We start from the raw sequence: 21,846 nt of genomic DNA on the forward strand, positions 1-21,846 counted from the left end.
CGCGCCCGTCACCGTTGAAGATAACCATGTCACATCAGCTGTCACAGGAAACCACCTTCACGCTTGACCACGTCAGTTTTCGCGTCCCCGGACGTACGCTGCTGCATCCTCTCTCGCTCACCTTTCCCAGCGGTAAAGTGACCGGCCTTATTGGTCATAACGGCTCAGGGAAATCGACCCTGCTGAAAATGTTAGGTCGCCATCAGTCCGCCAGCGAAGGCCGCGTGCTGTTAAATAGCAAGCCGCTGGAGGAATGGAACAGCAAAGCCTTTGCCCGTCAGGTCGCCTATTTACCGCAGCATCTGCCGGCGGCGGAAGGCATGACGGTGCGCGAGCTGGTCGCGGTGGGGCGCTATCCGTGGCACGGCGCGCTGGGCCGCTATGGCGAAGAGGATCGCCAGCGCGTAGAGGAGGCGATTGCGCTGGTAGGGCTGAAGCCCTTTGCGCAACGGCTGGTGGATAGCCTCTCCGGCGGGGAACGTCAACGCGCCTGGCTGGCGATGCTGGTGGCGCAGAACAGCCGCTGCCTGCTGCTTGATGAACCGACTTCGGCGCTGGATATCGCGCATCAGGTTGAGGTGCTGGCACTGATCCAGCGTCTTACTCAGCAGCGCGGGCTAACGGTGATTGCCGTTCTGCATGATATTAATATGGCGGCGCGCTATTGCGATTCACTGGTTGCGCTACGTGCCGGCGAGATGATTGCGCATGGCGCGCCGGCAGAAATTATGCACAGCGACGTGCTGGAGCGCATTTATAACATTCCGATGGGCATTCTGCCGCACCCGCAAGGCGGCGCGCCGGTCAGCTTTGTTTACTGATACAAGGATGTGGCTATGCTGCCAATAACTCGTCGTCGCCTGCTTGCCGCTATGGCGCTCTCTCCGCTGCTTTGGCAGCAAACGCTGCGAGCCGAAACGCTTGATGCCAGTCGGATCGTCGCCCTTGAGTGGTTGCCCATCGAATTGATGATGGCGCTGGACGTGGTGCCGATGGCCGCCGCCGAACTCTTTAACTATCGCGACTGGGTCGGTAAGCCTGAACTGCCCACCAGCGTGATAGACGTCGGGCTGCGTACCGAGCCAAACCTTGAACTGCTGACGCAGCTCAAACCCTCCCTGATCCTTTACTCCAGCGGCTACGGCCCTTCGCCGCAGACCTTATCGCGTATCGCTCCCAGCCAGGGATTCGCCTTTAACAACGGTGACGGCAAACCGCTCTCGGCGGCGCGCCAGTCGCTGGCGCAGCTGGCGCAGCGCATCGGCAAAGAACCGCAGGCGCAGGCCCATCTTCAGATGTTTGATGATTTTATTGCCGCTACGCGCGCGCGTCTGGCGCCGCGTGCGGCAAAGCCGTTACTGCTGATGTCCCTGATTGATAAAGGCCACGCCATTGTGTTTGGTAAAGGCAGCCTGTTTTTAGAGGTGATGCAGAACCTGGGCTTGCAAAACGCCTGGCTCGGCGAGACCAACTTCTGGGGCAGCGCGGTGATAGGCATCGAACGTCTGGCGACCATTCATGATGCGCAGGTCATCTGCCTGAGCCATGGGGATGAAAGGTTAATGCAGCAGGTGGCGGCGACCGAACTTTGGCAATCGTTACCTTTTGTGCGTCAGCGGCGCTTTACCCGTGCGCCGACCGTCTGGTTTTATGGCGCCACGCTCTCGGCGATGGAATTTTGCCGTATTCTCGATAACGTACTGGAGGCATGATGCGTAGGCGTTTCGCTTTTCCGGTGATGCTAATCGGCGCGCTGTTCATGGGCGCGCTGGCGTTAACCGGCCTGAACTTCACTCATCATCTGTCGCAGCAGCAGTGGCTGAATGCGTTACTGCAGCCGGACCATACGAATATCGATCAGATGGTATTTCACTTTAGCCTGCTGCCGCGGCTGGCGGTGGCGCTGCTGGCCGGGGCCGGACTGGGGCTGGTAGGCGTGCTGTTCCAACAGGTATTGCGCAACCCGCTGGCGGAACCGACTACGCTGGGCGTGGCGAGCGGCGCCCAGCTTGGCATTACGGTGGCGACGCTATGGGCTTTGCCTGGCGGGATGTTCACGCAACAGATTGCCGCGCTAACCGGCGCGGTGAGCATTGGCCTGCTGGTGTTTGGCATCGCCTGGGGCAAGCGGCTGTCGCCGGTGACCCTGATCCTTGCTGGGCTGGTAATGAGCCTGTACTGCGGCGCGGTTAATCAGATCTTCGCTATTTTTAATCACGATCAGCTGCAAAACCTCTTTTTGTGGAGCACCGGTTCCTTAAGCCAGCAGGACTGGGGCAACGTAACCTTTTTGCTGCCGCGCCTGCTGCTGGGCTTTGCGTTAGCCTTGCTGCTGAGGCGGCCGCTGACGGTGCTGGGGCTGGATGATGGCGTAGCCAAAAATCTGGGTATGGCGCTGTCGCTGGTGCGGCTGGCGGCGCTGGGCCTGGCGATTATTCTGAGCGGCATGCTGGTGAATGCTGTCGGTATCATCGCCTTTATCGCTCTGTTTTCACCGCTGATGGCGAAACTGCTGGGCGCACGCCGTCTGGTTAGCCGCATGTTGCTGGCTCCGCTGCTGGGCGCGCTGCTGCTTTGGCTGGCGGACCAGTGCGTAATTTGGCTGACTGATAACTGGCGTGAAGTTTCCACCGGCACCTTAACGGCGCTGGTCGGCGCGCCAATCCTGCTGTGGCTGCTGCCGCGCCTGCGGACCGGCACAGTACCGCCGCCGCAAAGCCTGGGCGATCGCGTGCCTGCGGAGCGTCAGCATGTGCTGCTGTGGGTGCTGGCGGCGCTTGGCGTGCTGCTGCTATTGGCGGTGACCGCGTTGTCGCTGGGGCGCGATGCGCACGGCTGGCTGTGGGCAAGCGGCGATCTCTGGCATCAGTTGCAGACGTGGCGTGCGCCGCGGATGGTCGCCGCGCTGGCGGCGGGCGTCATGCTGGGCGTGGCGGGCAGCCTGATCCAGCGTCTGACCGGCAACCCGATGGCCAGTCCGGAAGTGCTGGGCATTAGCTCCGGAGCCGCCTGCGGCGTAGTGCTGATGCTGTTTCTGGTGCCGGGCGACGCCTTTGCCTGGTTGTTGCCGGCCGGCAGTCTCGGCGCGGCGGTAACGTTGATGCTGATTATGCTGGTCGCCGGGCGCGGCGGTTTTTCACCGGAGCGTATGCTGCTGGCGGGCATGGCCTTCAGCACCGCCTTTACCACCTTACTGGCGATGCTGCTGGCCAGCGGCGATCCGCGCATGGCGCAGCTGCTAAGCTGGATATCGGGTTCCACCTACGGCGTGGACGCAGGGCAGGCGCTACGTACCGCGCTGGTAGCGGTGGCGCTGGTGACGATAGCGCCGTTCGCCAGCCGCTGGCTGACTATTTTGCCGCTGGGAAGCGCTACGGCGCGTTCAATTGGCGTGGCGCTGATGCCGGCGCGCCTGTGCCTGTTACTGCTGGCCGCCGCGCTGACCGCCGCCGCGACGCTGACCATCGGGCCGTTAAGTTTTATTGGCCTGATGGCGCCGCATATCGCAAGGATGCTGGGGTTCCGACGGGCGCTGCCGCAGATGGTGGTTGCCGCGTTAATGGGCGGTGGCTTGATGATTGTTGCCGACTGGGGCGGCAGAATGGCGGCGTTTCCGAATCAGATCCCGGCAGGATTACTGGCAACTTTTATCGGCGCGCCTTACTTTGTCTGGCTGCTGCGAAAGGTAAAATAATAAACGGGCGCCGCAGGGCGCCCGTTAACGTTTAATCCAGGCTGGCTAAGCCGCTGGCGGTCAATCCTTACAAACGCGCGAAGCTGCGACGCGCCGCATCCACGGTGCGCTGAATATCTTCAGCACTATGCGCCAGCGACATAAAGCCCGCTTCAAACGCCGACGGCGCCAGGTAAACCCCTTCTTCCAGCATCAGATGGAAGAAGCGCTTAAAGCGCTCGGTATCACAACGCGTCACATCGTCATAGCAGGTCACTTCTGCCGCATCGGTAAAGAACAGGCCGAACATGCCGCCGACGTGATTAACCACCAGCGGGATATTTTCCGCCTGCGCCGCCGCGCGTAACCCCTGCGCCAGCTGGGTTGTCAGCTCGGTCAGCGTGGCGTGCGTGCCGGGCTGCGCAATTTCTGTCAGGCAGGCGTAACCAGCCGCCATAGCGATCGGGTTGCCGGAAAGCGTACCCGCCTGATACACCGGACCGGTCGGCGCCAGCGCTTCCATCACGTCACGGCGTCCACCGAACGCACCTACCGGCATCCCGCCGCCGATAATCTTACCCAGGCAGGTCAGATCCGGCGTTACGCCATAGTGCGCCTGAGCGCCGCCCAGCGCCACACGGAAGCCGGTCATCACTTCATCGATAATCAGCAGCGCGCCAAACTCATCGCACAGCGCGCGCAGGCCCGGCAGGAAATCTGGCTGCGGCGGAATACAGTTCATATTGCCCGCTACCGGCTCTACGATAATGCAGGCGATCTCATGCGGATATTGTTCAAACGCCGCGCGCACCGATGCCAGATCGTTATAGGTGCAGGTCAGGGTGTGCTTAGCGAAATCCGCCGGAACGCCGGGCGAATTTGGTTGGCCGAGCGTCAGCGCGCCGGAACCGGCTTTGACCAGCAGGCAGTCAGCATGGCCATGATAGCAGCCTTCAAATTTAATAATTTTATCGCGCTGGGTGAAGCCGCGCGCCAGACGAATGGCGCTCATGGTCGCTTCGGTGCCGGAGTTTACCATCCGTACCATTTCCATTGACGGCACCAGTTCGCACACCAGTTCCGCCATCTTCACTTCCATCTCTGTCGGCGCGCCAAAGCTTAAGCCGCGCTCCGCCGCTTCGATAACTGCGCTGCGGATCGCTGGATGATTATGGCCCAACACCATCGGGCCCCAGGAACCTACATAGTCGATATAGGCTTTGCCATCGGCATCGTACAGCCAGGCGCCATCGGCACGCTCAATAAATAACGGGACGCCGCCGACGCCGGTAAAGGCGCGTACCGGCGAATTCACGCCGCCGGGAATGGAACGCTGCGCCTGCTGATACAGGTTTTCGGACTTACTCATTAATCGGCTCCTGAATGAAAGAAAAACCCGGCTATTCTACGGGAACTTAGGGGTGCGTTGAAGGCGCGCAGCAGAGATTGATAACAAAGTATCTGGCTTTGCCGACCTTTACTGGCCTGCGCGCCGGCAACAGGAGTATTACCCAGAATGGCATTTTTTGCCCCTGCACAGGGTGCGGCGTATGATAACGGACTTCATTAACTTCCTGATGTGAGCGTTATGAATCAAACACCCACTTCCACCGAGCAACTGCATGTCATTCCTCTGCGTCGTACCGATTTTCTGCGGATGCTGCTGCGCCGTGATAAAACGCCCGTGGCGATTCTAATTGTCGCCGGTATCGTCGGCACGCTGGCCGGGCTGGTTGGGGTGGCCTTTGAGAAAGCGGTAACGGCGGTGCAGGCCTGGCGTCTGGGCGTGGTTGCCAGCACCGGAGATCATTTATGGCTGGCCTTCCCGCTGGCCTTTTTATTGTCCGCAGTACTGGCCGCCTTTGGCTACTGGCTGGTGCGTCGCTTTGCGCCAGAGGCGGGCGGTTCCGGCATTCCGGAAATTGAAGGCGCGCTGGAAGAGCTGCGTCCGGTCCGCTGGTGGCGCGTTATTCCGGTTAAATTCCTCGGCGGTATGGGCACGCTGGGGGCCGGCATGGTCCTGGGCAGAGAAGGGCCCACGGTACAGCTGGGCGGTAATGTCGGACGTATGGTGCTGGATCTATTTCGCATGCGCAGCGCTGAAGCGCGCCACTCGCTGCTGGCTACCGGGGCGGCCGCCGGGCTTTCCGCCGCCTTTAATGCGCCGCTGGCCGGTATCCTGTTTATCATCGAAGAGATGCGTTTGCAGTTTCGCTACAGCCTGATTTCTATTAAGGCGGTATTTATCGGCGTCATTATGTCGAGCGTGGTGTTTCGCTATTTTAATGGCGAACATGCGGTGATCGCTGTCGGCAAACTGGCGAGCGCGCCCATCAATACGCTGTGGCTCTATCTGCTGCTGGGCATGCTGTTTGGCGTTGTCGGCGTGTTGTTTAACCGGCTGATTTTTATGACTCAGGACTTTTTTCAGCGGCTGCACGGCGGCGTGATGAAAAAAGCGCTGATTATCGGGGCGCTGCTCGGCGGCCTGTGCGGTATTCTGGCAGTGATTAAACCAGAAGCGGCGGGCGGCGGATTCAGTCTGATTCCCATCGCGGCGGCAGGGCACTATACGGTAGGGATGCTATTGTTTATTTTTATCGCGCGCGTGATCACCACGCTGCTGTGCTTTAGCTCGGGCGCGCCGGGCGGTATCTTTGCGCCGATGCTGGCTCTGGGGACGCTGTTGGGCACTGCTTTCGGCATGGCCAGCGCCACTTTACTGCCTTCATTAACGCTCGATCCGGGCACCTTTGCCATTGCCGGAATGGGCGCGCTGTTTGCTGCTTCCGTGCGTGCGCCGTTGACCGGCATCGTGCTGGTGCTGGAGATGACCGATAATTATCAGCTAATTTTACCGATGATTATTACCTGCCTCGGCGCGACGCTGCTGGCGCAGTTCCTCGGCGGCAAGCCGCTTTACTCCTCGCTGTTAGCCAGGACACTGGCGAAGCAGCAGGCGCAGCAGGATGAGGAAAAGGCACAGAGTGCGAGGGCGGATACTTGATTGCTGCACCAGGCTATTAGATAATATTGACAAGCGCGGCCATTTCTGGCCTGGGCCGGAACAATTGCGGAGTGTTTCAATGAGTGATGAAGTAGCAGCACTGCCGCTGCAATTTACCGAGGCGGCAGCCAGTAAGGTGAAAACCCTGATTGCTGATGAAGACAATCCCGATCTGAAACTGCGGGTTTATATTACCGGCGGCGGTTGCAGTGGTTTTCAGTACGGCTTTACCTTCGATGATAAAATCAACGACGGCGATATGACCATTGAGAAATCAGGCGTTTCGCTGGTGGTGGATCCGATGAGCCTTCAATACCTGGTCGGTGGCGCGGTGGATTATACCGAAGGTCTGGAAGGTTCCCGTTTTATTGTCACCAATCCGAATGCTAAAACCACCTGTGGCTGTGGTTCTTCCTTCAGCATCTGACAACAGAGCGTGCTTTACGTCCTGTAAAGCACGTTGATTTTTCCTACCATTCAACGGTAATCAAACGCGTTTCCTGGCGAATCTTCGCATCCTGTTGCAGCGTAGTGGTGGTCACTTTCGGTTGCGCGGAGGGCTGCTGGCCGCAGTCCACCGCCGGCTGGCCGCGGATTGGCGCTTGCCCGTCGATTTCGCACTGCTTATAAATAGTCAACCTGACATCTATGCTGCCGGAAATTGTCGCCGCGCAGACGCTTCCCGTCATCAATAGCCCACAGGCAAAGAGAAGGATTTTCATGGTTTGTCCTGGTGTTAAACGCGCTTAACGCGCAGCAAAACCGGCGACCTTTATTTTTTGGCCGCTCGGTAAAACAGCTATCGGTATAAAAAACGAAACCTTTAATTAATGTTTGTCGGGCTGTAACGCCTGACACAGTTTTTCCGCCGCCAGCACGCTGCGTGGACCGGGACGACTCAGCCAGTCTTCCGGTATCGCCACCACTGGCACCGACAGCTGCGGCTGCCAGAAACGCCCGATCTGAGCGGCGGCATGGCTGTCGCCAGGAATAACGATCATATCGGGATGGCGCGCCAGCACCTGCTCGCGGCTGACCTGCGGCCAGGGCGCCGCGCTGGCCGCAAAGATATTTTCACCGCCGCACAGCGTCAGCAGCTGGTTTTGTAAGGTCGCGCGCGCGGCGGTAAATAGCGGTTGCTGACCAAACTGTAAAAATACGCGTCGATGGGTGGGGTTGGCATAGCGCTGGCGCAACGCCGCAAAACGCGCGGCCAGATCCTCTGCGGCGCGATGCGCCTGTTGCGGGGCAGGACTCCACGCCGCCAGCTGATGCAGCGCGGCGACAATGCTATCAACCGAGTTGGGATCCAGCCAGATAACCTCTACGCCCAATGCCCGCAGCTGATCAATTTGCCGCTGCGGGGAACCGCCGCGCCATGCTAACACCAGATCCGGCTTGAGCGCCAGGATGCGCTCCAGCTTAATGCCTTGCCAGTTGGCGACCTGCTCCAGCGACTTTGCCTCTGGTGGGTAATCGGACCAGGCGCTAACCGCCACCGGCGTAATGCCGGCGGCAAAGGCGAGTTCGGTAAGATGCGGCGCCAGCGTGATCACGCGCGGCGCGCCGACTGCCAGCGCCAGGCTGGAAAACAACCAGAGCGCCAGCAGGCAGATAACGTGTTTAGCCACGCGCCAGGTTGCCCAGCAGCGTTTCCACCAGCAGCGAAGATTGTTTAGCCGCGACGCTAAGGAACTCTTCAAAGCTAAGATGGGATTCCTGATCGGCAACGTCCGAGATGGCACGGATCACCACAAACGGCGTGGCGAACTGATGGCAAACGTGGCCGATGGCCGTAGCTTCCATTTCCACAGCGATCGCCTGTGGGAAGGTGGCACGAATACGCGCCAGCGGTTCTGCGCCGTTGATAAAGGCGTCGCCGCTAACCACCAGACCGCGTACCGCATGCAGATTCAGCTGGCTAATGCACGCTTCTGCGGCGGCAATCAGCGAGGCGTCCGCCGGGAAAGCGGCCGGGCAGCCCGCCATTTGGCCTGGCTCATAACCGAAGGCGGTGACGTCCGCATCGTGATAGCGCACTTCGTCTGAGACCACGATATCGCCTACCTTCAGCGAGGAGGCCAGCCCGCCCGCCGAACCGGTATTGATAATAAAGTCAGGGCGGCAGTGCTCCAGCAGCAGCGCGGTGCCCAACGCGGCAGAAACTTTACCGATCCCTGATTTCAACAGCGCCACTTCCACGCCGTTCAGCGTGCCGGTATAAATTTCACAGCCGGCGACAGAAATCGTCTGACGGTTTTCAATTTTATCGCGCAGCAGTGTGACTTCCTGCTCCATTGCACCAATAATGCCTGCTTTCATAGGGTTACTCGCTAAGTAATTAAAGTGGAATTCAGCGTTTGAACTGTTGCATAGTCTATCACAGGCCCACGGCAAGATGTTTTCATGCAGAAACAAGGGGAATCGATGGATAAGATTAATTTCCGGCAGCGAATCAGCTTCCAGCGCCCATGGAACAGTCGGGAAGCGCCGCAGGGGGAATATGCCATTACCCGCCATTTTGAAAGCGACCGTGGGCGTATTATTAATTCAGCGGCCATCCGCCGTTTACAGCAGAAAACGCAGGTATTTCCGTTAGAGCGTAATGCCGCGGTACGCTCACGTCTGACGCACTCGCTGGAAGTGCAACAGACCGGGCGCTACATCGCGAAAGAGATCCTGGAAACCTTAAAAACGCGTGGCGGCCTGGAAAAATATGGTTTGCATGAGCTGTCCGGCGCGTTTGAAAGCCTGGTAGAGATGGCCTGCCTGCTACACGATGTGGGTAATCCACCTTTTGGTCACTTTGGCGAGGCGGCGATTAACGACTGGTTCGACGCCAATTTACCGGCCGAGCTGGTGGATCCGCTGGTGGCCGGAGTGGACGATGGCGACGCGGCGCAGCAGGCGGATTTTAGCGCATTAAACGCCACTATCCGCCAGGACCTGTGCCATTTCGAAGGCAACGCGCAGGCGATTCGTCTGGTCCATACGCTGCTCCAGTTGAACCTGACCTACAGCCAGGTCGCCTGTATTTTAAAATATACCGCGCCCGCCTGGTGGCAGGGCGAAAAGCCAGCGCAGTTCACTACGTTGATGAAAAAGCCGGGATTTTATCTTTCCGAGCGCCACTATATTGCTGAACTGCGTGCGGCGACGCAGCTGCCGGAGCACCATCGTTTTCCGTTAACCTGGATCATGGAAGCGGCAGATGATATTTCCTACTGTATCGCTGATTTAGATGATGCGGTGGAAAAGGCGATTTTCAACGTCGATACGCTGTATGGCTATCTGGAAAAACTGTGGGGGCCGGTGCGTCCCGGCGATGCCTTTAGCCGCACTATCGGTTATGCGTGGCGTGAGGCCAACGGTAAGAAAATACGCGGACGCAGCGATCAGTTTTTTATGTCGTTGCGCGTTAGCGTGCAGAATGTGCTGGTTAGCCACGCCGTTAATCGGTTTGTGGATAATCTGGCGGCGATTTTCAACGGCGACTTTAATCACGCGCTGTTGGAAGATGAGGGCGAAGAAGGGCGTCTGCTTACGCTGTTTAAAACCGTTGCCCGTCGTCACGTATTTAATCATTCGGAAGTCGAACAGTTAGAATTACAGGGCTATCGGGTAATAAAAGGGCTGCTGGAGATTTACCAGCCGCTGCTTGAGCTTAATTATGAAGCCTTTACCACGCTAATGAAGGAGGATTTCCTTGCCGGACATCCTATCGAAACCCGGCTGTTCCATAAGCTTTCCGGCAAACATCGCCGTGCTTATCAGCAACATATGCGCACCGTGAAAATTGAGCATAAATATCAGCGGCTATTGTGGGAGCGTTATTATCGCGCGCGTCTGATTCAGGACTATATTAGTGGCATGACCGATCTTTATGCCTGGGATGAATACCGCCGTTTAATGGCGGTTGAATAATGAAGTTATAAAAGGAGTTTTGTAAAGATGCAGAATATTTTTTTACTTTTGCCAAAAAGTTACTGATGAACTTTGCGGTAAAAATTTAATCTCATCAACACGGCCAATATGATGGTCAGCTTCATTGATCCAATACGAGTAACAGACGAATGAAAAAAACAACTCTTGTATTAAGCGCATTAGCTCTTAGCCTGGGAATGGCGATGAGCCCGAGTTACGTTATGGCTGCTGAAACAGCCTCTTCCTCTACGCAGCAGCTTCCCAGCCTGGCGCCGATGCTGGAAAAGGTGATGCCGTCGGTGGTCAGTATTAATGTTGAAGGCAGCACCACGGCGAAAACGCCGCGTCTGCCGCCGCAGTTCCAGCAGTTCTTCGGCGACAACTCACCCTTCTGTCAGGAGGGGTCGCCGTTCCTGAATTCGCCGATGTGCCAGGGCGCCGCGCCTGGCGGCGCTGCGCCGCAGCAAAAATTCCGCGCGCTGGGCTCCGGCGTGGTGATTAATGCTGATAAAGGGTATGTGGTTACCAACAATCACGTGGTGGATAACGCCACCAAAATTCAGGTGCAGCTTAGCGATGGGCGTCGCTATGAGGCCAAAGTGATCGGCAAAGATCCGCGCTCTGATATAGCGCTGATTCAGTTACAGGATTTCAAAAATCTTACCGCCATCAAAATGGCTGACTCAGATAGCCTGCGCGTCGGCGATTATACGGTGGCCATCGGTAACCCGTACGGACTGGGCGAAACCGTCACCTCCGGTATCGTCTCCGCGCTGGGTCGTAGCGGCCTGAACGTAGAAAATTATGAGAACTTTATTCAGACCGATGCGGCCATTAACCGGGGTAACTCCGGCGGCGCGCTGGTTAACCTGAACGGTGAACTGATCGGGATTAATACCGCGATCCTCGCCCCGGATGGCGGCAATATCGGTATCGGCTTCGCCATTCCGAGCAATATGGTGAAGAATCTGACCGCGCAGATGGTGGAGTATGGTCAGGTGAAACGTGGCGAGCTGGGCATCATGGGCACCGAGCTAAACTCTGAGCTGGCGAAAGCGATGAAAGTGGACGCGCAGCGCGGCGCGTTTGTTAGCCAGGTGATGCCGAAATCTTCCGCGGCTAAAGCGGGGATTAAAGCGGGCGACGTCATCACCTCGCTCAACAAAAAACAGATCTCCAGCTTTGCCGCGTTGCGTGCTGAAGTTGGCTCGCTGCCGGTCGGCACTAAGCTGGAGCTGGGCCTGCTGCGTGACGGTAAACCGCTAACGGTAACGGTGGAACTGCAGCAAAGTTCGCAAGATAAAGTGGATTCCGCCACCATTTATACCGGCATTGAAGGCGCAGGCCTGAGCAATGCGGAGGTGAATGGTCAGAAAGGCGTGCGCGTAGACAGCGTTAAGCCTGGCAGCGCCGCGGCGCGTATCGGCCTGAAAAAAGACGATATGATCCTTGGCGTTAACCAGCAGCCGGTGACGAACCTCGGCGAGCTGCGTAAGATCCTGGATACCAAACCCTCCGTACTGGCGTTGAATATTAAACGCGGCGACAGCAATATTTATCTGTTAATGCAATAACGCTTTTTCGCGGGAAAACCCGTAAAGCAGCATGCAGCTAACGGCCCGACGGCCTGTTCGTCGGGCCGTTTTTACTTTGTGATATCGCCCGCAAATTTATTAACCGGAACGGTGCTTTGTGCAACTGCACAATGCTTCGCCGCGGTCGCCAACGTATGCTGCTTCTTCAGGCCCCGGCTGGAGTGAATGATGGCTAACTATCACCTGGATGCTCGTCTGGCCCAGGATATCGTTGCGCGTACGATGAAAATTATCGACAGTAACGTCAATGTCATGGATGCCCGTGGCCGGATTATCGGCAGCGGCGATCGCGAGCGTATTGGGGAGTTGCACGAAGGCGCGCTGCTGGCGCTGTCGCAGGCGCGCGTGGTGGATATTGACGAGGCCGTCGCGCGTCACCTGCACGGGGTACGGCCTGGCATCAATTTGCCGCTGCGTATAGCCGGTGAAATCGTTGGCGTGATCGGCCTGACCGGCGATCCCGTTTCGCTGCGTCAGTACGGCGAGCTGGTCTGTATGACGGCGGAAATGATGCTGGAGCAGGCGCGGCTGCTGCATATGCTGGCGCAGGATAGTCGTCTGCGCGAAGAGCTGGTGCTGAACCTTATTCGCAGTGAAACCCTTTCTCCGGCGCTGATGGCATGGGCGCAGCGGTTGGGCATCGATCTTAATCAGCCGCGCGTAGTGGCGGTGGTCGAGGTTGATAGCGGACAACTGGGGGTCGACAGCGCCATGGCCGAGCTACAGCAGCTCCAGACGCTGTTGACCATGCCGGAGCGCGACAATCTGATCGCTATCGTGTCGCTAACGGAAATGGTCGTGCTGAAGCCCGCGTTGAATGCCCATGGCCGTTACGATCAGGATGAGCATCGGCGGCGTGTGGAGCAACTGTTAGGACGTATGAAAGAGAGCGGACATCTGCGCATTCGCATTGCGTTAGGTAACTACTTTAGCGGCGAGGGCAGTATCGCCCGTTCTTACCGGACGGCGCGTACCACCATGAGCGTGGGCAAACAGCGTATGCCGGAACAGCGCAGCTTTTTTTATCAGGATTTAGTGCTGCCGGTGCTGCTTGATAGCCTGCGCGGCGGCTGGCAGGCGAATGAACTGTCGCGTCCGCTGGCGAAGCTAAAAGCGATGGATAATAACGGACTGCTGCGGCGTACCTTAATCTCCTGGTTCAGCAATAACGTGCAGCCTTCGGCCACCGCCCGGGCGCTGTTTATTCATCGTAATACGCTGGAATATCGACTGAACCGTATTTCTGAATTGACCGGGCTTGATCTGGGTAATTTTGACGATCGGCTGCTGTTATATGTGGCGCTACAGCTGGATGAACAACCCTAACAGGAGAAGACGCCGCATGATGCCGCGGCGTAGTCAGCGTTCTGCACCAGCTTGAGACAGACAGACCTGGTTTAGCGTGTCACTGGCGGCTATTACGGGTCAGCTTATCCAGGTCAGATTCAATTTCGGCGATTTTATTCGATACTACGCTCTCCAGATGACGCAGATCGTCCAAAATTTTACGCTTCAGGTCAATTTCCACCTGGTCACGCTGGCAGATCTGATCCAGCTCATCGATCACATAGCGCAGATTTGGGCTGATCTCCTGCACCTCTTTGTAACCCTGCCCGATGCCATCCGCCACCACGGTTTTACGCTGACGCGGATATTTAAATTTAACGCTTTTGGCAAAAAATTCGCCCTTATCTTTACGGAAGTAAATTTTCAGAATGTCATTGTTCGCTTCCTGACGCAGGCTGTAGCGATCGATATCTTCCGGATTGGAAATGCCCAGGCTTTTTAAATTGTCATACATGGCGATGTTTCCTGTGAACGTGAAATTAGGGCGTCGCAACTGTTCCGTTACACCTTATTTCGGCCCCTACGCTGTACGGGCATCCTGCTGAAACAGGGAAAAGGGCCTGTCATCACTGTAGACATAAACGACGACTTTCGGGAAATTGCGCCGCAGAAATGGCGGAGATGAATTATCGCCCGCGCAAAAAATAAACGCACCTTTAATTTGCAGCGATGCGAAGCGGCGCGGATAACGGCCAGGCGCAACAGGTCGAATGCCGGAACGGCGACGGGAAACCACGAAAGAGGGGGACGCCCTGCCGCAGAGACAGGGCAGGGCGTCAGGCCTTATTCATCAATGGTGCGCAGCAGCTCATTGATGCCAACCTTGCCGCGCGTTTTCGCGTCGACTTTCTTCACGATAACCGCGCAGTAGAGGCTGTAAGAGCCATCTTTTGACGGCAGGTTGCCGGAAACCACCACTGAGCCAGCCGGCACGCGGCCGTAATGGATTTCGCCGGTTTCACGATCGTAAATTTTGGTGCTCTGGCCGATATACACGCCCATAGAGATCACTGAACCTTCCTCAACGATCACGCCCTCTACGATTTCAGAACGTGCGCCGATAAAGCAGTTGTCTTCGATGATGGTCGGATTAGCCTGCAGCGGCTCCAGCACGCCGCCGATGCCGACGCCGCCGGAAAGGTGGACGTTTTTGCCAATCTGCGCGCAGGAACCCACGGTCGCCCAGGTATCCACCATCGAGCCTTCATCAACCCACGCGCCGATATTGACGTAGGAAGGCATCAGAACGGTGTTGCGGGCGATAAAGGCACCCTGACGTACGGCCGCCGGCGGCACCACGCGGAAGCCCTCTTTTTTGAAGCGCGCTTCATCATACGCGGCAAACTTCATCGGCACTTTATCGTAATAACGGCTTTCAGCGCCTTCGATTACCTGATTGTCATTGATACGGAAAGAGAGCAGCACAGCTTTTTTCAGCCACTGATGCGTGACCCACTGGCCATCAATCTTTTCGGCTACGCGCAGGGCGCCGCTGTCCAGCAGCGCGATAACCTGCTCTACGGCTGCGCGGGTGGCGGAATCTACGCTGGCAGGCGTGATGTCGGCACGGCGCTCAAACGCGCTCTCAATGACACTCTGTAACTGTTGCATTTACATTTTCTTCCTGGTTAGTGCATTCACCGTCGGGCTGCGTCGCTACTGGCCCGATGGGGTGGTGAACGACGGTGTAAAAAAGATCGGGGTCACACTTTATCGTTTGGATTAAGGGCCTCTGTCAACCGTTGTCGCAGCTTATGGCGCAAATTGGCGCTCAGCGCCCGGCGTTCATCATCGGCCAGAATAAACAGGTCTTCGACCCGTTCGCCGATGGTGCTGATACGCGCACCGTGCAGCGAAATACCTAAGTCGGCGAAAACTTCGCCTACCTGCGCCAGCAGGCCGGGGCGATCGAGCGCGATCAGTTCAAGCCAGGTACGGCGCTCATTAAAGGATGGCAGAAAGCGCACTTCGGTATCGACGTTAAAATGTTTCAGCTTCGCCGACTGACGGCGGGTGCGCGGCGGCGTCCAGCTAGTCTGGGTAATCGCCTGCTCCAGCGCCTGGATAATCATCTGATGACGATCTGCCGCCAGCGGACTGCCGTCCGGCTCCAGCACAATAAAGGTATCCATCGCCATCCCGTCGCGGCTGGTAAAGATCTGCGCATCGTGCACGCTGAGATTACGGCGGTCCAGCTCGCCGGCCACGGCGGCGAACAGGTAGGGGCGGTCCGGGCTCCAGATAAAGATTTCCGTGCCGCCGCGCGTCGCCTGCGGGCTGACCAGCACCAGCGGCTGGTGCAGGTCATGGTTCATTAAATGACGCGCATGCCACGCCAGCTGGTTAGGCGTATGGCGCAGGAAATAGTCGGCGCGGCAGCGGCTCCAGATCTGGTGCAGCGCCTCTTCATTGATGTTATCCATACGCAGCAGGGCTAACGCCTGCAGGCGATGATGGCGTACGCGCTCACGCAGATCGGGAGAGTTTTCCATTCCGCGGCGCAGCTGTTTTTCCGTGGCGAAAAACAGTTCGCGCAACAGGCTCTGTTTCCAGCTGTTCCACAGCGTTTCGTTGGTGGCGCAAATATCCGCCACCGTCAGGCAGACCAGATAGCGCAGGCGATTCTCGTTCTGCATCACCTCCGCGAACTGCTGAATCACCGTCGGGTCCTGAATATCGCGCCGCTGGGCGGTGACCGACATCAGCAGATGATAGCGCACCAGCCAGGCAAGCAGCTGCGCCTCGCGGGAGTTCAGGCCGTGCAACTCGGCAAAGGCCAGCACGTCCTGCGCGCCGAGAATGGAGTGGTCGCCGCCGCGGCCTTTGGCGATATCGTGAAACAGCGCCGCCAGCAGCAGCAGCTCCGGCTGCGGCAGACGCGGCCACAGCTCCACACAAAGCGGATGGCGCGAGCGGGTCTCTTCGCTGGCGAAACTTTCCAGCTTTTGCAGTACGCGTACGGTATGTTCATCCACCGTGTAGGCATGAAACAGGTCAAACTGCATCTGGCCGACGATTTTGCTCCACTGCGGCATATAGGCGGACAGCACGCTATGACGATGCATCGGCACCAGCGCCCGGCTGACCGCGCCCGGATGGCGAAGGATGGCGAGAAAATGGCTTCGCGCCTCCGGCAGATAGCAGAGCGGCTGTTGCAAATTACGGCGCGCGTGACGCAGCTGGCGCAGGGTAGATGAATAGATGCCTTTGATATTTTCATTGCGCACCATCACCCAAAACATGCGCATAATCGCCGCCGGCTGACGGCTGAACAGCGCATCATCGCGTAGATCGATCAGGCCGCCGCGTAGCTGAAAGTCTTCATCGATCGGCTGCGGTTTATCGGTGGCATCCAGTGCCAGAATCGCATCGTCAAACAGCTGCAGCAGCATCTGATTGAGTTCGCCGATGCGCCGCGTCACGCGGAAAAAGTCTTTCATCATCCGCTCGACCGGTTCGTTGCCTTCGCCCCGGTAATCCAGGCGTTGCGCGACGGTAAGCTGACGATCGAACAACAGCCGGTTATCGTAGCGGGGCAGGGTAAGGTGCAGGGCGAAGCGGATGCGCCAGAGAAAAGCCTGACATTCATTCAGCTCGTTGCGTTCGGCTTCAGTAAGAAAGCCAAAACCGACCATTTCATCCAGCGAGGTGGCGCCGAAGTGGCGGCGCGCCACCCACAGCAGGGTATGAATATCGCGCAGGCCGCCGGGGCTGCTTTTAATATCCGGCTCCAGATTGTAGCTGGTACCGTGATAGCGCTTATGGCGCTCCTGCTGCTCAGCGATTTTGGCGGCGTAAAAGCGCGAAGAGGGCCAGAAGCCGTCGCTGAAAATATGTTTTTGCAGTTCGAGGAACAGTGCCACATCGCCAACCAGCATTCGGGATTCAATCAGGTTGGTGGCGACGGTAAGATCGGAAAGCCCTTCCAGCAGGCACTCTTCCAGCGTGCGCACGCTGTGGCCCACCTCCAGCTTCAGATCCCATAGCAACGTCAGCAGCTCGCTGGCCTGCGCCGCGCTCTGTTCATCCAGCGTTTTACGGCTCAGGATCAGCAGGTCGATGTCGGAAAGGGGATGCAGCTCGCCGCGACCAAAGCCGCCCACCGCCACCAGCGAAACGCCATCGCGCGCTTCAAAACCGTAAAATCGCCACAGGCGACGCAGCAAGGCATCAATAAACAGCGTTCGGGCATCGATTAGGGTCGCGACATCTTCACCGGCGTCAAATGCGGCGGCAAGATGCTGCTGGAAGCGTTCAAGATGCTGCTTTAGCAACTCACGCGTGAGCTGCGTATCCTCCCAGCCTGACGCCGATTCGGCCAGGCCATTGATTACTTCATCGGTCACGCCATTGCGCATGGAAGAGTTGCTCCGCTTTCGCCATAAAAAAAGCCGACGTCAAGTCGGCTTTCGTTAAACCACGGTCAGGCGGTGTCCGCGCCCTCAGGCTTCGTTGACCAGCACTGCCGGAATGGTGTCATCTTTACGCAAGGTAAGAATTTCACAGCCGTTTTCCGTCACCACAATAGTATGCTCATACTGCGCCGACAAGCTGCGATCTTTAGTTTTTACCGTCCAGCCATCTTTCATGCTGCGGATGCGGTAATCGCCAGCGTTGACCATCGGCTCAATGGTAAAGGTCATGCCCGGCTGCAGCACTACGCCGCCGTCATCAGCATCATAATGCAGCACCTGCGGCTCTTCATGGAAGCCTTTGCCGATGCCGTGCCCGCAATATTCACGCACCACGGAAAAATCCTGCGCTTCAACGAATTTCTGGATCTCGCGGCCCAGCGTGCGCAGACGGATGCCCGGTTTCACCAGACGCAGCGCCAGATAGAGGCTTTCCTGGGTTATGCGGCACAGTCGCTCGCCCTGGATGGTTGGTTTGCCGACGAGATACATTTTTGAGGTATCGCCGTGATAGTCGTCTTTAATCACCGTCACGTCGATATTAACGATATCACCCTCTTTCAGCAGTTTATCGTCGCTGGGAATGCCGTGGCAAACCACGTCATTCACTGAGATGCAGACCGATTTCGGGAATCCGTGATAGCCCAGGCTGGCAGAAACGGCATGCTGCGTGTTTACGATATAATCATTGCAAATGCGATCGAGTTCGCCGGTAGAAACGCCCGGTTTAACGTAAGGTTCGATCATCTCCAGCACTTCAGCGGCGAGACGTCCCGCGACGCGCATTTTTTCGATTTCTTCTGGGGTTTTAATTGAAATTGCCATTAATTTAATCCGCAGTTGTCGTCATTTTCGACAATAATAGAGCAAGTGGTGCCATGTTAGCAGGTCGGCCTGTAGGCTGCCACTGGGCGTTTAGCCCCCGCTGACGCTAATTGTCATCATTACGCAACGGCAGCGGCCTATTATTCGCTGCGAAAGCGACGCGAACAATTATTGGCGTCAAATCGCGCTTTATGGTATAAAGCGCGCCGACGATTCCATGTAAGGCTGAAAAGCCCTGCGGGAAACGCATAAATCTCCCGTGTAAACAACACACACATATCGGCACATGCGCCGGGGTGCCTTTCGGGGTCGGTTGCATGGGATATGTGGAGGCCCAACCCCAAACTTACTACAGAGGTAATCATGGCAACTGTTTCCATGCGCGACATGCTCAAGGCTGGTGTTCACTTCGGTCACCAGACCCGTTACTGGAACCCGAAAATGAAGCCGTTCATCTTCGGTGCGCGTAACAAAGTTCACATCATCAACCTTGAGAAAACGGTTCCGATGTTCAACGATGCTCTGGCTGAGCTGAACAAAATCGCTTCCCGTAAAGGCAAGATCCTGTTCGTTGGTACTAAGCGCGCTGCCAGCGAAGCTATCAAAGAATCTGCTCTGAGCTGCGACCAGTTCTTCGTAAACCACCGCTGGTTGGGTGGTATGCTGACTAACTGGAAAACCGTTCGTCAGTCAATCAAACGTCTGAAAGATCTGGAAACTCAGTCTCAGGACGGTACTTTCGACAAACTGACCAAAAAAGAAGCGCTGATGCGTACTCGTGAACTGGCCAAGCTGGAAAACAGCCTGGGCGGTATCAAAGACATGGGCGGTCTGCCGGACGCACTGTTCGTGATCGATGCTGACCACGAGCACATCGCAATCAAAGAAGCAAACAACCTGGGTATCCCGGTATTTGCTATCGTTGATACCAACTCCGATCCGGATGGCGTTGATTACATCATCCCGGGTAACGACGATGCGATCCGTGCTGTTAGCCTGTACCTGACTGCTGTAGCGACCACCGTGCGCGAAGGCCGTTCTCAGGATCTGGCTGAGCAGGCAGAAGAAGCTTCTTTAGAGAACGCTTAATAAGGTTTGCTCTGTACAGAGCCCTTATCATTCAGATGTGATCTGTAAGGGGCCGATTATGGCCCCTTTATTTTTTTAACCGCGGCCCGGCACCTGGCCTGGCTGCGAAGCACTCCTGCTAACAGAAGCTGTTGACCCGCGGCAGGTTAAAGCGGGGCAAGCAGGCAACAGACAACTGAGGAAGAGAGAATGGCTGATATTACCGCTGCTCTGGTAAAAGAACTGCGCGAGCGTACTGGCGCTGGCATGATGGAATGTAAAAAAGCGCTGGTTGAAGCCAATGGCGACATCGAGCTGGCGATTGACAACATGCGCAAATCAGGTCAGGCGAAAGCGGCGAAAAAATCGGGTCGCGTTGCTGCTGAAGGCGTTATCCTGACTGAAGTCTCTGGCAACACCGGCGTGATCGTTGAGCTGAACTGCGAAACCGACTTCGTTGCGAAAGATGCAGGCTTCCTGGCTTTCGGTAAAGAAGTTATCGCTGCCGCTACCGCTGAGCGCATCGCTGATATCGATGTTCTGAAAGCGAAATTCGAAGATCAGCGCACCGCGCTGGTAGCGAAAATCGGTGAAAACATCAACATCCGTCGCGTAGCTATCCTGGAAGGCGAGATGGTTGGTTCTTACCTGCACGGCGCACGTATCGGCGTTCTGGTTTCTGCAACTGGCGCTGATGAAGAGCTGGTTAAACACGTTGCAATGCACGTTGCAGCAAGCAAGCCGGAATACGTTAAGCCGGAAGACGTACCGTCTGACGTGGTTGAGCGTGAGCACCAGATCCAGCTGGACATCGCCATGCAGTCTGGCAAACCGCGCGAAATCGCAGAGAAAATGGTTCAGGGCCGTATGAACAAGTTCACCGGCGAAGTTTCCCTGACCGGTCAGCATTTCGTTATGGATCCGAGCAAAACCGTTGGTCAGCTGCTGAAAGAGAAAGGCGCCGACGTGATCAACTTTATCCGCTTCGAAGTGGGTGAAGGCATTGAGAAAGTAGAAAGCGACTTCGCTGCTGAAGTAGCGGCCATGTCCAAGCAGTCTTAATGGTCCCAAAAGAACCGCCAATCGGCGGTTCTTTTTTGTCTGAGATCTTCACCATTTTTCAGTCTCATCCCAATAGCTTTCCCAACCGGCTAAGCGGATGATAGTTCGGATCTAACTCCTCATTATTTTCATGATAGCTTCCAGGAAAAAAACGACCATGGCTACCAATGCAAAACCTGTTTATCAACGTATCCTGCTAAAATTAAGCGGCGAAGCGCTACAGGGCGCCGAAGGTTTCGGCATCGACGCGAGCGTGCTCGACCGCATGGCTCAGGAAATTAAAGAGCTGGTTGAGCTGGGTATTCAGGTTGGCGTCGTTATTGGTGGAGGTAACCTGTTCCGCGGCGCGGGTCTGGCTCAGGCGGGAATGAATCGCGTTGTCGGCGATCATATGGGCATGCTGGCGACCGTCATGAACGGCCTGGCGATGCGTGATGCGCTGCACCGCGCCTATGTGAACGCGCGTCTGATGTCGGCAATTCCGCTTAACGGCGTGTGCGATAACTACAGCTGGGCGGAAGCGATTAGCCTGCTGCGTAATAATCGCGTTGTTATTTTCTCTGCCGGCACCGGCAATCCTTTCTTTACCACCGATTCCGCAGCCTGCCTGCGCGGTATCGAAATCGAAGCCGATGTGGTACTGAAGGCGACCAAAGTCGACGGCGTTTATTCCGCCGACCCGGTGAAATCCCCGGACGCCACGCTGTACGATCAGCTCTCCTATCAGGAAGTGCTGGAGCGTGAGCTGAAAGTGATGGATTTAGCCGCCTTTACGCTGGCGCGCGACCATCAGCTGCCGATTCGCGTCTTCAATATGAATAAGCCGGGCGCGCTGCGTCGTGTGGTGATGGGTGAAAAAGAAGGCACCCTGATTACGCATTAATATCCGTCACGGCGTAAAATAAGGTATATTCTGTCTGCGCGGCGCAAATA

At 56.8% G+C, this 21,846-nt stretch carries 19 protein-coding genes; 11 read left to right on the forward strand and 8 right to left on the reverse strand.

Annotated elements, in window-relative coordinates:
- Positions 1–26: 26 nt before the first annotated feature.
- From fhuC to fhuB, 3 genes are read left to right on the forward strand one after another with little or no spacing between them, the layout of a single operon-like run.
- Complete coding sequence (fhuC, locus tag K6958_RS04320; RefSeq protein ID WP_249893511.1) at positions 27–821, forward strand: Fe3+-hydroxamate ABC transporter ATP-binding protein FhuC; 795 nt, start codon at positions 27–29, stop codon at positions 819–821.
- Positions 822–836: 15 nt separating this feature from the next.
- Entirely contained in the window at positions 837–1,712 is an 876-nt protein-coding gene (gene fhuD, locus K6958_RS04325) for a Fe(3+)-hydroxamate ABC transporter substrate-binding protein FhuD (RefSeq protein ID WP_249893512.1), read from the forward strand.
- Positions 1,712–3,694 (forward strand): Fe(3+)-hydroxamate ABC transporter permease FhuB, encoded by a 1,983-nt coding sequence (gene fhuB, locus K6958_RS04330; RefSeq protein WP_249894596.1) that lies wholly within the window; start codon positions 1,712–1,714, stop codon positions 3,692–3,694. The genes fhuD and fhuB overlap by 1 nt, the downstream gene beginning before the upstream one ends.
- Positions 3,695–3,761: 67 nt before the next feature.
- Here fhuB and hemL read toward each other — a convergent pair whose 3' ends face one another.
- A complete protein-coding gene (hemL, locus tag K6958_RS04335) occupies positions 3,762–5,042 on the reverse strand; it encodes a glutamate-1-semialdehyde 2,1-aminomutase (protein ID WP_249893513.1) in 1,281 nt (426 codons plus the stop codon).
- Positions 5,043–5,261: 219 nt separating this feature from the next.
- On the opposite strand from hemL, the gene clcA reads away from it, so the two are divergent.
- Complete coding sequence (gene clcA, locus K6958_RS04340; RefSeq protein ID WP_249893514.1) at positions 5,262–6,680, forward strand: H(+)/Cl(-) exchange transporter ClcA; 1,419 nt, start codon at positions 5,262–5,264, stop codon at positions 6,678–6,680.
- A gap of 79 nt (positions 6,681–6,759) precedes the next feature.
- A complete protein-coding gene (erpA, locus tag K6958_RS04345; protein ID WP_085067931.1) occupies positions 6,760–7,107 on the forward strand; it encodes an iron-sulfur cluster insertion protein ErpA in 348 nt (115 codons plus the stop codon).
- A 43-nt stretch (positions 7,108–7,150) separates the two neighbouring features.
- Here erpA and K6958_RS04350 read toward each other — a convergent pair whose 3' ends face one another.
- The 3 genes from K6958_RS04350 to mtnN all read right to left on the reverse strand — a co-directional run bounded on the left by K6958_RS04350 (position 7,151) and on the right by mtnN (position 9,002).
- Positions 7,151–7,402, reverse strand: a complete 252-nt coding sequence (locus K6958_RS04350) for a hypothetical protein (RefSeq protein ID WP_249893515.1) — start codon at positions 7,400–7,402, stop codon at positions 7,151–7,153.
- A gap of 105 nt (positions 7,403–7,507) precedes the next feature.
- Positions 7,508–8,311: a vitamin B12 ABC transporter substrate-binding protein BtuF gene (gene btuF, locus K6958_RS04355; RefSeq protein WP_434085190.1), complete on the reverse strand. Its 804-nt coding sequence runs from the start codon at positions 8,309–8,311 to the stop codon at positions 7,508–7,510.
- On the reverse strand, positions 8,304–9,002 hold the full coding sequence (gene mtnN / locus K6958_RS04360; RefSeq protein WP_249893516.1) for a 5'-methylthioadenosine/S-adenosylhomocysteine nucleosidase: 699 nt from the start codon (positions 9,000–9,002) through the stop codon (positions 8,304–8,306). Before mtnN ends, btuF begins: the two co-directional genes overlap by 8 nt.
- A gap of 105 nt (positions 9,003–9,107) precedes the next feature.
- Here mtnN and dgt point away from each other — a divergent pair, with 105 nt between their 5' ends.
- The 3 genes from dgt (at position 9,108) to K6958_RS04375 (ending at position 13,525) form a co-directional block, all read left to right on the forward strand.
- Positions 9,108–10,604 (forward strand): dGTPase, encoded by a 1,497-nt coding sequence (gene dgt, locus K6958_RS04365; RefSeq protein WP_249893517.1) that lies wholly within the window; start codon positions 9,108–9,110, stop codon positions 10,602–10,604.
- Positions 10,605–10,753: 149 nt separating this feature from the next.
- Positions 10,754–12,178 carry a serine endoprotease DegP gene (gene degP, locus K6958_RS04370; RefSeq protein ID WP_249893518.1) on the forward strand — a complete coding sequence of 475 codons (1,425 nt, stop codon included), beginning with the start codon at positions 10,754–10,756 and terminating at the stop codon, positions 12,176–12,178.
- 189 nt (positions 12,179–12,367) lie between these two features.
- On the forward strand, positions 12,368–13,525 hold the full coding sequence (locus K6958_RS04375) for a CdaR family transcriptional regulator (RefSeq protein ID WP_249894598.1): 1,158 nt from the start codon (positions 12,368–12,370) through the stop codon (positions 13,523–13,525).
- Between the two features lie 79 nt (positions 13,526–13,604).
- Here the strand turns inward: K6958_RS04375 and K6958_RS04380 are convergent, their stop codons facing one another.
- The 4 genes from K6958_RS04380 to map form a co-directional block, all read right to left on the reverse strand.
- Complete coding sequence (locus K6958_RS04380; protein ID WP_249893519.1) at positions 13,605–14,000, reverse strand: DUF3461 family protein; 396 nt, start codon at positions 13,998–14,000, stop codon at positions 13,605–13,607.
- Between the two features lie 329 nt (positions 14,001–14,329).
- The gene (gene dapD, locus K6958_RS04385) at positions 14,330–15,157 is read right to left on the reverse strand and encodes a 2,3,4,5-tetrahydropyridine-2,6-dicarboxylate N-succinyltransferase (protein WP_249893520.1); all 828 of its coding nucleotides are present in this window, start codon (positions 15,155–15,157) and stop codon (positions 14,330–14,332) included.
- Between the two features lie 92 nt (positions 15,158–15,249).
- Positions 15,250–17,904, reverse strand: coding sequence for a bifunctional uridylyltransferase/uridylyl-removing protein GlnD (gene glnD, locus K6958_RS04390; protein WP_249893521.1), 2,655 nt, complete (start codon positions 17,902–17,904; stop codon positions 15,250–15,252).
- Between the two features lie 84 nt (positions 17,905–17,988).
- Complete coding sequence (gene map / locus K6958_RS04395) at positions 17,989–18,783, reverse strand: type I methionyl aminopeptidase (RefSeq protein ID WP_249893522.1); 795 nt, start codon at positions 18,781–18,783, stop codon at positions 17,989–17,991.
- Positions 18,784–19,146: 363 nt separating this feature from the next.
- On the opposite strand from map, the gene rpsB reads away from it, so the two are divergent.
- The 3 genes from rpsB (at position 19,147) to pyrH (ending at position 21,796) form a co-directional block, all read left to right on the forward strand.
- Complete coding sequence (rpsB, locus tag K6958_RS04400; protein ID WP_165786513.1) at positions 19,147–19,872, forward strand: 30S ribosomal protein S2; 726 nt, start codon at positions 19,147–19,149, stop codon at positions 19,870–19,872.
- Between the two features lie 189 nt (positions 19,873–20,061).
- Positions 20,062–20,913, forward strand: a complete 852-nt coding sequence (gene tsf, locus K6958_RS04405) for a translation elongation factor Ts (RefSeq protein WP_249893523.1) — start codon at positions 20,062–20,064, stop codon at positions 20,911–20,913.
- 157 nt (positions 20,914–21,070) lie between these two features.
- Positions 21,071–21,796, forward strand: a complete 726-nt coding sequence (gene pyrH / locus K6958_RS04410) for a UMP kinase (RefSeq protein ID WP_104956350.1) — start codon at positions 21,071–21,073, stop codon at positions 21,794–21,796.
- Positions 21,797–21,846: the final 50 nt, after the last annotated feature.

The sequence above is a fragment of the Mixta hanseatica genome, from assembly GCF_023517775.1.
Classification (GTDB): domain Bacteria; phylum Pseudomonadota; class Gammaproteobacteria; order Enterobacterales; family Enterobacteriaceae; genus Mixta; species Mixta hanseatica.